Consider the following 14,761-nt stretch of genomic DNA (forward strand, 5'->3'; position numbering starts at 1 on the left):
AAATTGAGAAAAATTAATAGGCACGAACGACACCCATCGTTACGTGCCTTTTTTAATCACGGGAGAGGAATGATTGAATGAAAAAAACAGTACATGTCGTACCCCACAGTCATTGGGATCGCGAATGGTATTTTACGACGAGTCGCTCGAAAATCTATTTGATGCACGATCTAAAAAACGTCATTGAACAACTAGAAAAGGATGATCCTTATGAAAGTTTCATTTTAGATGGACAGGCTTCTCTGTTAGATGATTACTTGAAATGGCGCCCACAGGACAAAGAAAGGATTCAACAACTTGTTCAACAAGGAAAATTGATCATTGGCCCATGGTACACACAAACCGATCAATTAGTGATCTCGGGAGAAAGCATTGTTCGAAATATGTTATATGGCATGAAAATTTGTGAAGCATTCGGAACCTACATGAATGTCGGCTATGTGCCAGATTCTTTCGGACAAGCAGCTAGTATGCCACAAATCTATCGTGAGTTTGGTATCACTGACACGATGTTTTGGCGCGGTGTCAGTGATGACGATGTTAAACACACAGAGTACAAATGGCGTGGAGAAGATGGTTCTGTGGTCAATGTTTACCAGATCCCAAGTGGGTACTACATTGGCGGTGCCATTCCTGAACGAGAAGCAGAATTAGCAGAGTTCTTACATCAAGAACCGTTTAAAACGACTTGGGGACGCAGTGCAACGGATCAAGTGTATTTTCCAAATGGTTTTGACCAAGCACCAGTTAGAGAAAATCTTCCAGAATTGGTTGATCGAATGAATCAACTGTATCAGGATGAGTATGAGTTACAATTTTCAACGATCGAAAAATACATTGCTGCGGTCAAAGCACGCCATCCTGAGTTGGAAGAAATCGCTGGTGAACTGATCAACGGCAAATTAATGCGAATTCACAAAACGATTTTTTCTTCACGTCCTGATTTGAAGGCGATGAACACTCAGATCCAACATTACTTAGTCAATGTCATGGAGCCTATCTTAACCATGGCTATGCAATTAGGATTTGAGTACCCCGTAGAAACAGTCATAGAGATTTGGAAGTTAATGTTTGAAAATGCGGCGCATGATTCGATTGGTTCTTGTGTTTCTGATACGACCAACGAAGATATCTATATGCGCTATAAGCAAGCGCGAGATATTTCTATGAATCTTGTCGAATTGATGTTACGACAGATTTCTACTGCAATCAACAACCCACAAGCAAAAGAAATTACTTTTACGCTTTTCAATACCTATGACACAAAACGTAATGGGGTGATCGAAGCAGAGGTCTATTTGCCGCAAAAAGATTTTGCGATCCTTGACCAGTCAGGTCAGGCGTTACCTTATACGATTTTAGAGCTTACCGACCAAACGGAGTATGTGTTGAATCAGGGGAACATATTAGATCCAGTCAAGGAGATCTATTTGCCGGAGAAAGTCTATAAAGCAAAGATTGCCATAGAAACGACTGACGTGCCGAGTATGGGGTATACTCAGCTGACAATTGATTTAAAAGGTGATACAAGCGCACCATTGCAGGAGATTACAACCAATACGATCGAAAATGAGTACTATCAGATTACTGTCAATAGCAATGGCTCGTTAGATATTCTAGATAAAACCAATCAGGTGCTTTATCAAAATCAAGGGATCATTGAAGAAAATGGCGACGATGGTGATTCATTCAATTATTCACCACCTGTGAAAGATTTTGTGATTTCATCAATTGATGCGCAACCAACGATCTCGATTCAGCAATCAGCAATCTACCAAAAGATTGATGTGGCATTCACGCTGAGGGTTCCGAAGGATTTAGCTGAACGTGCAGAAAAGAAGGTCTCGGCTTCACTACCGATCCAATTGACGATCGTGTTGAAAAAACAATCGCAACAAATTGATTTCAACTTAACGGTTGAAAACCAACAAGTGGATAGTCATCGGGTATGTGTGCTATTTGATACCGGAATTGCCTCGAAATTTTCGCTGGCTGACCAACAGTTTGGTACGTTGCAGCGCCCTGTTGTGTTTGAAAAAGAAATGGCTCTTTGGGAAGCTAATAAAGAGCAATGGAATGAGCAGCCGATCGCCATAGAAACTTGTCAATCGTTTGTCGGTTTATTCGATGCATCCCATGGCGTAGCAGTCATGCCCAAGGGTGTACGTGAATATGAGATCGTGGGCAAAGCGTTTAATACGATTCGCTTAACGATTTTCCGAACCTATGGCTTCATGGGGAAAGAGAATCTACTGTATCGACCAGGGCGTGCTTCAGGAGAATCAGTGATTGCAACACCAGCTGCACAGTGCCACAAAACGATGCACTTTGATTTCTCTGTTGCTTACTTTGCTCAAGGATTTGATCAAGCAAATGTTGCACAACGTGCCAAACAAGCAGTAACACCGATCACTCTTTATCAAACCGCAGAATTCCTGAATTCCCGCTTGATTTTTACTTTAGGACCGGTTGAACCAACCTTACCGGCAAACTTTAGTCTTTTTGAGATCAATGGCAATCTGACCCTGAGTGTATTGAAAAAAGCCGAAGATCGTCCAGGTTATATTTTTCGCCTATACAATGGGCTTTTAGATGAATGTGGACACGCGACGATCACATTCAATCATCCAGTGAATGTAGTAGAAACAGTCGATTTAAAAGAAGCTACAAAAGAAGCACTTGTTGTGAAAAAGAATGTAGTCACTCTTGAAAAAATAGGCCACGCAAAATTTGTGACATTGTATGTAGAGTAATCACTACTGAGAAAAAGTAACGCGAAGCGGCGAGTCCGCTTGTGCCATAGAAAAGTGAAAAAGGTTCGTAAGTCTTATCAAAGTATTTACGAGCCTTTTTTAATACTAATGCGAAACAGACGAGAATCTTTGTAGGTTGAATGCCAATAGCGAATGTATACCTAAGCCATCCTTTCCAAGGTATGCAAAAATCTCTCCTCTGTACGAGTTGCACGAAAGGAGGAAAGTCAGAAGGCAGCTTGTCGGTTTTCTTTTAATTCTTATTTCAATCTCAGTTTATGTAGTTTTTGGTATTTCACATCAGCGGCGCAGAACGGGCTTTCTTGACAAATAAGCATTCTAAAAATATAGTTGAGTCAAAAGCTGCAAGACAGGAGAATATCATGAAAATTAGAGCCGCAGCATTGTCTGATCATAAAGAACTAGCTCATTTGTCGAAAGTACTAGGCTATCCGATTGAAGAAGAAGTATTGATCGAAGGTCTAAAGAGAATCTTAGCTGAGGAGGATCATCTCTTGCTTGTTGCCGAAATAAAGGGAAAAGCAGTTGGGATGATTGAAGCACAGCCGTATTCAACAGTTTATTCTGCTGGGCAATTTTTTAATGTCCTAGGTTTGGTAGTGGATGATCAAGTGCAAAAGCAAGGCGTTGGCGGGAAACTACTGTCGGCAATTGAAGAAGAAGCCCGACAGCGAGGAATGCAAGGCATTCGATTAAATTCGAATGTTAAACGCCAAGCTGCTCACAGGTTTTATGAAAACCATGGCTATCATAGCAGTCATGAACAGAAACGGTTTATCAAGGAATTATAAAAATACAAAGACGCTGGAGGAGTGACAAACGACACTCCAGCGTCTTTTTTTGTATTCACTTTAATTGGTTCAAAAGACTAATATTTATGGAATCAATGCCAACAACAACCGTTTAATCTCCTCATATACCTCTCCGGTTTCCGGCGTCACACGTTGACGATTCTGAATGATAAAAAGATCACGATAGCGGTACTCTGGATCAAGTTTCTGCCAAGGCAACCCTTCTGGTAATGAAAGTTTCGAAATGATCGATTTGCCGATGTTTTGTTTTAGTAGGGACAAAATCACTTCACTGTTATTGGCTTTGATGATTTGTGGATGCAGGTGCTGTGCGTACAGATAGGTTTCGTTAATGTAATACATCCCCGAGTCGTTTTCCCGCAAGACCCAAAAATCAGAAGCGAGGTTGCCTGCTAACACCAATTCATCGCGATAAACGAATTCTTTTTGGATCAATGGCGAAACGATTGATTTTTCGATCAGGCCGATATGGGCTTTGTTTGATTCGACGGCATCGATCACTTCTTGAGAATTCATGATTTTGATTTCAAAGGCAAATGTTGGAAATTCTGCAATCAGCTGTGCCATGATGCTGGGCAGTAAGTAGACGGCGGTGGTATTCGAACAAGCGAGCACACACGCTGTTTTAAAATTTTTGGTGTCTTTGGCTTGCGAAAAAATAGTGGACAATGAGCGGAGGGACTCGACCACACGAGGATACAAAAACTCCGCTTGGCTAGTGGGTAAAATCAATTGTTTTCCTTTGCGTTCAAAAAGCTTGAAGCCAAGTTCCGCCTCTAATCGTTGGATTTGCAAGGAGATCGTTGGCTGAGTTTTATAGAGCTGTTTGGCGGCAAGACTAAAGTTTCTCGTTTCATAAACAACAATGAAGGTTTTGAGCAATTCAATCATTTTGCGGACTCCTTTATTATTAATAATATTTATAATTAGTATTTAAAAGTACAATTTTACAAATAGTTATCAGGTGATTATAGTATAAGTGTAGAGAAAAAAGAAAGCAAATTTAATTGAAATTTTCATGCATTAAGAAAGGATGAGTTGATGAAAACATCGATCCAGCATTTTTTACATTCATTGCCAATCCCGATTTGCGGCTTGATTTTAGGCACTGTGTCTTTGGGGAATTTATTGTATTCAGAAGGAATGGAGACGGTTGGAAATGGGTTTTGCACCCTTGGTATTTTCATCATGGGGCTCTTCCTTCTGAAAGTATGCTTTACATTTAAGCACACGATGTCAGAGTTGAAAAACCCAATCGTTGCTTCGGTGGCGCCGACCTTTACGATGGCGCTGATGGTGATTTCCACTGTTTTTGAACGGGTCATTCCCAATGCAGTGGTGAATGATCTGCTCTGGTGGGGGGCTATCGGCTTACATTTTGCTTTAATGATCTATTTTGTTGTCGTGCATATTTTGCCTGTTGACCTTTCGCTGGAATACATTTATCCAAGCTGGTTTATTACCTTCGTCGGGATTGGCGTAATTCCCAATACTTCTGCTGTCTTTTTTAAAGAGCTAGGGGAAGTGATCGTCTGGATCGCATTGGTATTGTATTTTGCGCTTTTGCCGATTATTTTAAAGCGAATCGTCCATCAAAAGCTGACGGAACGTGCGGCAGTTCCTTTGATCACGATTTTAACAGCACCAGGTTCTCTTTGCTTAGCAGGTTACCTTTCCGTATTTGAGCAAGGCTCTGCTTGGTTTGTCGCCTTTATGCTGTTATTGTCACAAACGATTTATTTCTGTGTCGTCGCTTATATGAAAAACATGCTGGCAGTCGGGTTTTACCCAAGCTATGCGGCATTTACGTTTCCTCTTGTGATCTCGGCGACGGCAATGTTCAAATCAGCACTGTTTTTTGCAAATCACCCACTGATATTTGGGTTTCTACAAGCCTTAACGATTATTGAAACCAGCTTTGCCGTGATTATCGTCAGCTATGTGTTAGGAAAATATGCTGTTCATTTGTATCAGCAAACCAAAGCGCTGATTGCCGATCATAGTTACTAAGAAAGTACAAAAAATCATCCGTTTTTTAAGAAAATGCGTACTCTACGCAAAACAATAGTACAAGTATTTGAAAAGAAAGGGAAGGGATCGCACATGAAAAGTACAAGCAGAAAAGTTGTCGTTGTCGGAACAGGTTTCGTTGGAACGAGCATTGCGTATTCCATGATCAATCAAGGACTGATCAATGAATTGGTCTTGATCGATGTCAATAGAGACAAAGCAGAAGGAGAAGCCCTCGATTTGTTAGACGGAATGTCATGGGGGCAAGAAAACATCAAAGTTTGGGCGGGAGAGTACTCGGAATGTAAAGATGCTGATATCGTCGTTATTACTGCAGGGATCAACCAAAAGCCAGGACAAACACGGCTTGAATTGATCGATGTGAACGCCGAAATTATGGCAACCGTCACAAAACAAGTGATGGCTTCAGGCTTTGATGGCGTGCTTGTCATCGCTTCAAACCCAGTCGATGTCTTAACTTATCAAGCATGGCGTGTGTCCGGGTTGCCAGCCAATCGTGTCGTTGGTACGGGAACGACCCTCGATACCACAAGACTTCGAAAAGAAGTGGCGGCAAAATTAGCCATCGATCCACGAAATATTCATGGGTATATCATTGGGGAACACGGTGATTCGGAAGTCGCTGTCTGGTCCCATACAACGATCGGTGGACAACCGATCGTAGAATTGATCAAGCAAAAGGATCGTTTGACCGTTGCCGATCTAGCGGTTCTTTCTGAACGAGTAAAGAATGCCGCCTATGAAATCATTGATCGAAAACAAGCAACTTTTTACGGAATAGGGATGTGTGTCGCAAGAATCGTTCGAGCGATCTTAAATGATGAGCAAGCGATTCTGCCGGTGTCTTCCTACCTTGATGGGGAATATGGCATCAACGATTTATTCACAGGTGTTCCTGCAGTCGTGGACCAAAACGGCGTCCGCGAAATTATTGAATTGACGCTTACTCCTGAGGAAAAACGGCAGTTTGATACTTCGTGTCATCAGTTACGAGCAGTAATTTCCACAATTGGACAAAGCAAGGTCAGCTGATCTTTAGAATACGATTAATGAAATCCTCGTGTTCGTTTTTGCCTAAGCATGGTTCGACTATTTACGGTCGTCCATGCTTTTTTTACATCTAGCCAAGAATGTTAAAAGGAAATGGCGTATTTTACGCGAAACGCCCACTATTCAACTCTCTTTTTTCTCACTCCTTTAAAAAAAACATCCTCAGTGAATGACAGAAAAAGAATGATCGATCAACCTTGCAAACATTTCGAGTTGTAAAAAGTGACAAAGTGTCACCTTGTGTGGTATTCTTCAAAAAGTGACACTTTGTCAACATTTGGAAAACAGGAGGAAAGAGCAATGTTTCTGGCTATAAAAGAAATGCGTTATTCAAAATTAAGATATGGGCTGATCGTAGGAATCATGTTTTTGATCGCCTATGTTGTTTTTATATTGTCTGGCTTAGCAACGGGACTTAACTGGGATTTTAAAAAGGCCATCGTCGATTGGGATTCATCCGCGATCGTTTTATCAGAAGATGCGAATGACACATTTGCGGCTTCGCAATTGACGAGAGGGGATCTAGACCGTGTAGCAGGGACCCAAAAAGCCCCGATTGGTCTATATAGCAGTGTCATCACGGTCAACGATGAACAAGTCAATGTGACTGTTTTTGGTACACAAGACGATGCGTTCTTGTTACCAGAAGTCTTAGAGGGCAAGCTGTTTTCAAAAGAAAATGAGATCACGATTTCAGAAAACTTAGCAGAAGAAGGTATCAAGGTCGGGGATCAAGTGAAAATCGGGCGTTCAGATGAAACCTTCAAAGTCGTTGGGATCACCCCAGAAACGTCTTATACGGTGTCACCAGTGATTTATACTTCTCTCGATACTTGGACGAAAATGAAGTTTGCTAATCAACCATTTGCATCTGACAAGGAGCAGCCCATCAATATCATTGTGACCAAATCAAGTGATCCGAAAGTCGATAACCAAGAAGGAACCCAGCTCAAAGTGTTGGCAACGGAAGACTTTATTGAAAAGCTTCCTGGATTTTCTGCCCAAAACTTGACCTTAAATGCCATGATCTACTTCTTATTTGTCGTTGCAACGGCAATCGTGGGGATTTTCATGTATGTGATCACCCTGCAAAAAACGGCGATTTTTGGTGTGATGAAAGCCCAAGGCATTCGGACCAGCTTTATTGCCAAATCAATTATTGCGCAAGCATTTATGGTCGGTGTGATCGGGGTAGCCCTAGCATTTGCGGCGGCATACGGCACCAGTTTGTTTTTACCAGATGCCATGCCATTTTTCTTTGAATTAAAGCAGTGGCTGCTTTATAGCGGCATCTTGATTCTCGTGGCAGTTCTAGGCGGCTTATTCTCCATTCGGACGGTCACAAAAGTCGATCCAATCACGGCAATAGGAGGGTAACAAAGATGAAAGACATTTTAGTAATGAAGGATATTATAAAAAAATTTGGCAAGCAGCATACCGAAGTAACGGCATTAAAAGGACTGAATTTTCATGTTCAAGAAGGGGAGTTTGTCAGTATCATCGGTCCTTCTGGTTCAGGAAAAAGTACCTTTTTGACCATCGCTGGCGGCTTACAAAGTCCAACATCGGGAGAGATCATTATCAACCAGGTGAACTTTTCCCAATTAAATGAAAAGCAACGAGGAAAGTTGCGTTTTAAAGAGATTGGGTTTATCTTGCAAAGCTCGAATTTGATCCCTTTTTTAACGGTAAAGGAACAATTTTATTTGGTCGACAAAGTTTCAAGAAAAGCCAAGGAAAAGGAAAGGATTGATGAATTGCTTGCTTCATTAGATATTCTCGATCTTCAAGACAAGTTTCCCCGCGATTTATCTGGTGGGGAACGTCAACGAGTAGCGATCGGCCGGGCGTTGTTTAATGACCCAAGCTTGATTTTGGCGGATGAACCAACTGCCAGCTTAGACACCGATCATGCGTATGAAGTCGTGAAGTTATTGGTGAAAGAAGCGCATGAGAAAAAGAAAGCGACAGTCATGGTCACCCACGACGAGCGAATGATCCAATGGAGTGATCGCATTTTCCGAATGGAAGATGGCAATCTGATCGAACAAAACGCCCCGTCAAGAGAAACTGCACAAGTCTGAGTGGAAAAGTAGAGGGATTTGTTTATAATAGAGGGAGTAGATTGCGAATGATGGAGGAGAATCCCTTGCCAAGTACAACATTTTTTCATTTAAAACAAGCGAAAAAAGAAAAAATCGATGCCGTGCTTTTAGAAGAATTCTTCAGCAAGCACATCAGTCAAGTCAAGGTCTCTGCCATCGTCGAAAAGTCGCACATTTCTAGAGGGGCGTTTTACAAGTACTTTCAAAACTTAGAAGATGCCTATGACTATGCGATCGCCGACTATTCAAACCAAATCCATTCCGCGATTTTTACGTTTATCAATCGCAACAAAAATGATTTTTTCAAAGGGATCGAAGAATACTTGGCTTGGTGCAGTCAATGGTCACCTGAAGATGATCATTGGAAAATGATCCACTTATGTACCCAAAGCAATGCCTGGACGAAGCGCGATGCGATCCCTGACGATTCGCCCATGATTCGTCAGTGGTTGGAGCTGTTGGAAGAAAATCGCTTTACGATCCATGATACGCAAGAAGCCGTCAGTTTCCTTTACTTTATTATGGCGGTCGTGATGGATAGTCTGACAGATTTTATTTCGAATGAATGGACCGCAAAAGAGCTGATCAAAGATTTTCGCTATAAGGTGCAATGGATCAAGTATGGAATCAAAGAGGACAATGAAGAAGAATGAATGCTTCGGCAAGAGGATGGAGCAAATGCCTCGCACGGCGGAGAAGTTCATTTACAAAGAAAGAGGTGCCCGACAACTGAAATAGTTGTCGGGCACCTCTTTTTTGAGGGAATGATTATTTTTTATTTACACGTTTCGCAATGATCGGCAAGATCAAGCCAATCAAAAGAAAGGCGATTGGCGTAATGATATTTAAGGCCAATTGGAAGAACCAAGCTTGCGGATCTGCCCCATAATCAAGTTTAGGAACCATCCCTAAAATGCAGGCAAAGGCCGTGAACAAGAAGCACCATAAGCCGATCCCAAAGCCAACCTTGGTGTTTTTCACGAATTTATAATCGGAAGTAAAGCGATTGGCGTGTTTGTTGACTAGCATAAAGGCTAAGAAGACCCATAAGTAACGCAATGGCATGACAACTGAATTCAAGTTTAGCAACCAACGATACAGTTCGGTCATATTGCCGATTCCTAGTGCTGGAATGATGATCAAAATGCTGACTAGGATACCTGTCATAATATACCCGTTTACTGGTGTTCCTTTTTTGTTTAGTTTTGCTAAGCCATTTGGTACAAATTCTGAATCAGCATCAGACAATAATATTTTCAATGGGGCATCAATTGAAAATGCCAAAGCAGAGATTTGCGCTAACGCATTGGCGATGGAATAAAGAATGACAAAGAAATTGCCGATTCCGTAGAAGTTTCCTAGTCGTTGAAAGGCTTCATAAGCGCCGTTGACCATCAAATCTTCTGGAATATGGTTGGCATCAAAAAGCATCCCCATAGCAATCGAGCCGAGCAAGGCACATAACGCCACCATACCGGCTAAAAAGATCATGCCTTTTGGAAATTCTTTGGCAGGATTTTTTGTGTTATTTACGTAAGGCGAGATTTTTTCACAGCCACCTACTGCAAATACCAGCATCGAGATCGTGGTTAAATAGGTAAAGTCAAATTTAGGGATATAGGTTGAAACAGATGACATGTTTGGTGTAGCAATTTCAGCACCAGTCATTGCTGGAGCAGTGACTGCTAAAAGAATAAAAAGAATCGACATTACGAACATGGCTGTTCCCGCGATGTTCCCAATCATTTTTAAGGTCGTCAATCCTTTAGAGGCAATCCATAAAAAGAATAGAAAAATAGCTAAACAAATCAACGAGACTTCCATGGAGCCCATCGTTGATACAAATGTACCATTTCCTTTAAATAACCAACTTAATGATACTAAGATTCCTTGGGGTTTTTGTGCCAAATAAGGCACGTGAACGACCCAATAAGTCCAAGCAGCAAAAAAAGCCAACCGTTTTGTTGAGGTTTCTTTGATCCATGAGGAAACCCCACCACTTGACTCTTTGAAGGTCGATCCTAACTGACCAACACTTAATGCATAGGGTACAAAATAAAGAGCCATAATTAATAGCCACGAAACAACAACAGTCAATCCTTGTTGAGCGTAGTTGTTTACAACATTTCCCAGTCCCCAAACAGAGACGAACGCCATCAGCGCAATATTATACCAGCGTAATTGTTTCTCATTCATCGCTTTCTCCTTCTTAAAATGATTTTTCTGACTGATTAAAATAGAGCGTTTTTTGAAATTTAGTGAGAAAAAAATTTCTTTCCATAAGCGCTTGATCACGATCAAGTTTCTTATGCATTTTTTCACAAATGTCAAAGGTCAAATTGAATAAAAAATTTCACTTGCTTCTTTTTTATCCAGTCGTTGACTTTCCATAGCTAGGATAAACCTCTGAATTCTTTTGGTCAAGAAAAATTAAATTGTTATTTAAAAAAAATAATAAATTTCTGATGATAGCAAAAGCAAACATCATCATTCATTAATAATCTGAAAGAAATCCAACTACATTCGGTCAAGGGCATGGATGAAAGAGGGATCATTTCATTTAAATGAATGGACGTATAAAGATGGAAGAAACCCTTTCGAAAGGCTTTCACTGATGCTTTTTGGATAGATTTTTAAGCAAAGGAAACAGGAGAGTAGTCGTAGTTTTTTTGTTTTTTTTTTAAAATTTTATGCGAACATTCTTTCAAAGAAACACGAAAACAAAGTTAGCCGAATGCTTCGTTCCATCGAAATCACTCGTTTTTTTTCGCCAATTTATAGGAGGTGGGTGTTATTCGCTCAAATACTGGCCATAAAAGCAGATAAAAGACGAAGTTTCCGCTGGCATGGAAGAAATCGAACAGTAGTCCTTGAAGGTAATAGGCAAGAAACGAAGGAAACTGATAAAGCCAAACTTCCATCAACGAAACGATCAAGCCATAAAGAAGTCCGCAAAGAAAGGCAAAGAAAGCTTGCAAGAAGCGGTTTTTCTTGATGATCGGTATTTTTCCAATCTGATGAAAAAGAACGATGGTGACAGTAAGTGCAGCCAATTGACTGATCGTCCAGGGACCCATGCCTAGATAGATATTTGTTCCGAGCAAACTTAATAAGGCAATCATCAACGCATCAGATAAACGATAAGAAAAAGCCACTAAAAATAAAAGGGCACTCATAGGCTGAATGTTAGGGATAAAGACAAAAACTAACCGTCCAACGATACAAGCCGCAGTGATCAGTGCTAAATGAGAAATTCTTTGGATGGAAAATATCTTGGTTTGGGGAGGAAGCATGAGAATCGCCGTCTTTCTAATTGATAATCATTCTCATTATACATGGAAAATAATAAAATTCAAGATTGAAATACACATTATATAGTACGATAATAAAAAACGAGCACAATATGTTGTGTTTTAGAAGGCGAGGGAAAGAAATGGAATACAAAAAACAAACGATTGAGAAATTGAACGAGGATATCAAGTTGTTCCAAGAAGTTTCGGCGATCACACCAGAAATGACCCAAACATTTGAGGGAATCGCTCGTTTGATTATGCTGGATCGTTATTCATACAAAGATCAAACCCATCTAACATTGCGTAAGGATGATTTGGTGATTTTGACAACGAAAGCTGATCCTAAATATCCTGCGCGAGGAATCGGTGTTGTGAAAGCAATCGATGGGGAACTAGTCTCTATCGAAGTGGAAGAGGCCTATCGCTCAGCGTTAGAAGATATTGATGAACAAGCCAATGGACTTGTTAAAAGAAGAAAAAGTGACATTGAAAAACCGTTAGAACTCTTTTTTGAGCAAGTGGCGCATCGTGTAGCCAAAGGGATTTCTGCCAACGAGGCCCATGACCAGGAGCGCTTCTTTGAGGCGTTTTACCAACAAATCGTGGCGCAAAACCTAATCCCCGCAGGCAGAGTACTTTATGGAGCAGGAACAAATTCTCAAGTTACCTACTTCAATTGCTTTGTGATGCCTTTCATCCATGATTCCCGAAAAGGGATTGCTGTTCATCGACAAGAAGTTATGGAAATCATGAGTCGAGGTGGCGGGGTCGGAACCAATGGGTCGACCTTGCGACCAAAATCAAGTGTGGTCCACGGTGTCAGTGGTCGGTCTTCTGGGGCAGTTTCTTGGTTGAATGATTTGGCAAACTTGACGAACCTTGTAGAACAAGGAGGTAGCCGCCGTGGAGCGCAGATGATTATGATGGCAGATTGGCATCCAGATATTTTTGCATTTATTCTTTCTAAAATTCAAAATCCTGCTGTATTGCTTCACCTAAAAAAAACAATCACAAATGCGACGATCAAACAACTGATCAATGAAAAACTGCAATTTGACCCTCTGACAAAAATGGAAGAAAGAATGTTCACTTATCTAGCACAACTGCCTGAATCGTCAGATAAGGAACATAATGAAATGATCCAAAAGGCAAAAGAAAAATTGCGCATAGGTGGCAGCTATACGGTGAAAGAAAGTGATTTCTTAACTGGCGCGAATATCTCAGTCTGCTTGACAGAAGAATTCATGGAAGCAGTGAAGACAGATGGGTGGTATGAGCTACGCTTTCCAGATATCGACAATTATTTAGAAGCAGAAATGGCGCAATATGATGCAAAATGGGCGGAAGTCGGGGATGTGCGAGAATGGGCAGCTGCTGGCCATAAAGTCAAAACCTATCAAAGGATCAAAGCTCGTGAGTTATGGGAGTTGATTACTTTTTGTGCAACATATTCTGCTGAGCCTGGTATTTTCTTTATCGATAATGCCAACAAGATGACGAATGCTACAGCATACGGACAAAAAGTCGTGGCAACCAATCCGTGCGGTGAACAGCCCCTAACCCCCTATGCGGTCTGTAACTTGGCAGCCATCAATCTCGCAAACATGGCGGATCGCCAAAAGGGCACCGTTGATTTTGCCAAACTAAAAGAAACCGTGAAAACAGCAGTTCGTTTCCAAGACAATGTTATTGACGTAACGCCTTACTTTTTTGACAAAAATGAGCAGCAGGCGAAAGGGGAAAGACGTGTTGGATTAGGGATCATGGGCTTGGCAGATTTATTGATCTACTGCGGGAAAAAATACGGATCGGCAGAAGGAAATCAATTCGTTGATCAAATTTTCGAGGCAATGGCAGTCACTGCCTATGAGGCATCCATTGAATTGGCGAAAGAAAAAGGCAGTTTTCCCTTCCTGATTGGAAAAAATGACCAAGAGACGCAAGCGTTGCGGAAGAAATTTATCGATACAGGATACATGAAAAAAATGCCAGCGCACATCCGCGAAGGCGTGCTGCGATTCGGTATTCGCAACTCTCATCTTTTGACTGTTGCGCCAACAGGATCGACAGGCACGATGACGGGAGTTTCAACTGGTTTAGAACCTTACTACTCCTTTTCTTATTTTAGAAGCGGTCGACTAGGTAAGTTTATTGAAATCAATGCGGAAATCGTTGACGAATACCTGATGGATCATCCTGAACGAACCAAAGCGGAGTTGCCGGCATGGTTCATTTCCGCTATGGAGTTGACGCCCGAAGAGCATGTCGGTGTGCAATGCACCATTCAACGCTGGGTGGATAGCTCCATTTCAAAAACGGTCAATGCACCAAAAGGATATACAGTAAGCCAAGTAGCCAAGGTTTATCGAGATCTTTATGAAGGAGGAGCCAAAGGAGGGACTGTCTATGTAGACGGCAGCCGAGATTCACAAGTACTTACCTTAGAAGCGGTTGAAAATGAGCTGACCGCACAAGTTGAACCGCTGTCTGTCGTTCAAGTAAATGAACCCGTCGCCTCTGGTGAAATCTGTCCCATCTGCCATGAAGGAACCATTGAGGAAATCGGTGGCTGTAGTACCTGCACAAACTGTAAAATCCAATTAAAATGCGGGCTCTAAGAAAAAACGAGATTGATAAAATAATTCTTATCCGCATACTGGATAGAAAAACGATTAGTATTTTGACTATTGGAGAGG

The 14,761-nt window shown here is 41.3% G+C and carries 11 protein-coding genes; 8 read left to right on the plus strand and 3 right to left on the minus strand.

The window, feature by feature from the left end:
• Positions 1-77 precede the first annotated feature (77 nt).
• Entirely contained in the window at positions 78-2,753 is a 2,676-nt protein-coding gene (gene mngB, locus IGI72_RS03760; RefSeq protein WP_438753214.1) for a mannosylglycerate hydrolase, read from the plus strand.
• 383 nt (positions 2,754-3,136) lie between these two features.
• Complete coding sequence (locus IGI72_RS03765) at positions 3,137-3,565, plus strand: GNAT family N-acetyltransferase (protein WP_438753216.1); 429 nt, start codon at positions 3,137-3,139, stop codon at positions 3,563-3,565.
• An 84-nt stretch (positions 3,566-3,649) separates the two neighbouring features.
• Here the strand turns inward: IGI72_RS03765 and IGI72_RS03770 are convergent, their stop codons facing one another.
• Positions 3,650-4,477, minus strand: coding sequence for a LysR family transcriptional regulator (locus IGI72_RS03770; protein WP_438753218.1), 828 nt, complete (start codon positions 4,475-4,477; stop codon positions 3,650-3,652).
• A gap of 150 nt (positions 4,478-4,627) precedes the next feature.
• On the opposite strand from IGI72_RS03770, the gene IGI72_RS03775 reads away from it, so the two are divergent.
• The 5 genes from IGI72_RS03775 (at position 4,628) to IGI72_RS03795 (ending at position 9,425) form a co-directional block, all read left to right on the plus strand.
• Positions 4,628-5,596 (plus strand): TDT family transporter, encoded by a 969-nt coding sequence (locus tag IGI72_RS03775; protein ID WP_438753221.1) that lies wholly within the window; start codon positions 4,628-4,630, stop codon positions 5,594-5,596.
• A gap of 93 nt (positions 5,597-5,689) precedes the next feature.
• Complete coding sequence (locus IGI72_RS03780; protein ID WP_438753223.1) at positions 5,690-6,649, plus strand: L-lactate dehydrogenase; 960 nt, start codon at positions 5,690-5,692, stop codon at positions 6,647-6,649.
• A gap of 318 nt (positions 6,650-6,967) precedes the next feature.
• The gene (locus IGI72_RS03785) at positions 6,968-8,044 is read left to right on the plus strand and encodes an ABC transporter permease (protein WP_123834059.1); all 1,077 of its coding nucleotides are present in this window, start codon (positions 6,968-6,970) and stop codon (positions 8,042-8,044) included.
• Positions 8,045-8,049: 5 nt separating this feature from the next.
• Positions 8,050-8,751, plus strand: coding sequence for an ABC transporter ATP-binding protein (locus IGI72_RS03790; protein ID WP_086294630.1), 702 nt, complete (start codon positions 8,050-8,052; stop codon positions 8,749-8,751).
• Between the two features lie 47 nt (positions 8,752-8,798).
• Positions 8,799-9,425, plus strand: a complete 627-nt coding sequence (locus tag IGI72_RS03795; RefSeq protein WP_086294631.1) for a TetR family transcriptional regulator — start codon at positions 8,799-8,801, stop codon at positions 9,423-9,425.
• A 115-nt stretch (positions 9,426-9,540) separates the two neighbouring features.
• Here IGI72_RS03795 and IGI72_RS03800 read toward each other — a convergent pair whose 3' ends face one another.
• The gene (locus tag IGI72_RS03800) at positions 9,541-10,968 is read right to left on the minus strand and encodes an APC family permease (RefSeq protein WP_087627020.1); all 1,428 of its coding nucleotides are present in this window, start codon (positions 10,966-10,968) and stop codon (positions 9,541-9,543) included.
• A gap of 557 nt (positions 10,969-11,525) precedes the next feature.
• The gene (locus IGI72_RS03805) at positions 11,526-12,065 is read right to left on the minus strand and encodes a hypothetical protein (protein ID WP_087627021.1); all 540 of its coding nucleotides are present in this window, start codon (positions 12,063-12,065) and stop codon (positions 11,526-11,528) included.
• 140 nt (positions 12,066-12,205) lie between these two features.
• Here IGI72_RS03805 and IGI72_RS03810 point away from each other — a divergent pair, with 140 nt between their 5' ends.
• The gene (locus IGI72_RS03810; protein ID WP_438753228.1) at positions 12,206-14,683 is read left to right on the plus strand and encodes a vitamin B12-dependent ribonucleotide reductase; all 2,478 of its coding nucleotides are present in this window, start codon (positions 12,206-12,208) and stop codon (positions 14,681-14,683) included.
• Positions 14,684-14,761: the final 78 nt, after the last annotated feature.

This window comes from Enterococcus sp. DIV1059_2, from assembly GCF_051713685.1.
Lineage (GTDB): Bacteria > Bacillota > Bacilli > Lactobacillales > Enterococcaceae > Enterococcus_D > Enterococcus_D casseliflavus.

Excerpts from the sequence above, each read along its gene's own strand:
- IGI72_RS03775 (WP_438753221.1), top strand. The coding sequence starts at position 4,628 with ATGAAAACATCGATCCAGCATTTTTTACATTCATTGCCAATCCCGATT.
- IGI72_RS03795 (WP_086294631.1), top strand. The coding sequence starts at position 8,799 with ATGATGGAGGAGAATCCCTTGCCAAGTACAACATTTTTTCATTTAAAA.
- IGI72_RS03805 (WP_087627021.1), bottom strand. The coding sequence starts at position 12,065 with ATGCTTCCTCCCCAAACCAAGATATTTTCCATCCAAAGAATTTCTCAT.
- IGI72_RS03780 (WP_438753223.1), top strand. The coding sequence starts at position 5,690 with ATGAAAAGTACAAGCAGAAAAGTTGTCGTTGTCGGAACAGGTTTCGTT.
- mngB (WP_438753214.1), top strand. The coding sequence starts at position 78 with ATGAAAAAAACAGTACATGTCGTACCCCACAGTCATTGGGATCGCGAA.
- IGI72_RS03785 (WP_123834059.1), top strand. The coding sequence starts at position 6,968 with ATGTTTCTGGCTATAAAAGAAATGCGTTATTCAAAATTAAGATATGGG.
- IGI72_RS03765 (WP_438753216.1), top strand. The coding sequence starts at position 3,137 with ATGAAAATTAGAGCCGCAGCATTGTCTGATCATAAAGAACTAGCTCAT.
- IGI72_RS03800 (WP_087627020.1), bottom strand. The coding sequence starts at position 10,968 with ATGAATGAGAAACAATTACGCTGGTATAATATTGCGCTGATGGCGTTC.
- IGI72_RS03810 (WP_438753228.1), top strand. The coding sequence starts at position 12,206 with ATGGAATACAAAAAACAAACGATTGAGAAATTGAACGAGGATATCAAG.
- IGI72_RS03790 (WP_086294630.1), top strand. The coding sequence starts at position 8,050 with ATGAAAGACATTTTAGTAATGAAGGATATTATAAAAAAATTTGGCAAG.
- IGI72_RS03770 (WP_438753218.1), bottom strand. The coding sequence starts at position 4,477 with ATGATTGAATTGCTCAAAACCTTCATTGTTGTTTATGAAACGAGAAAC.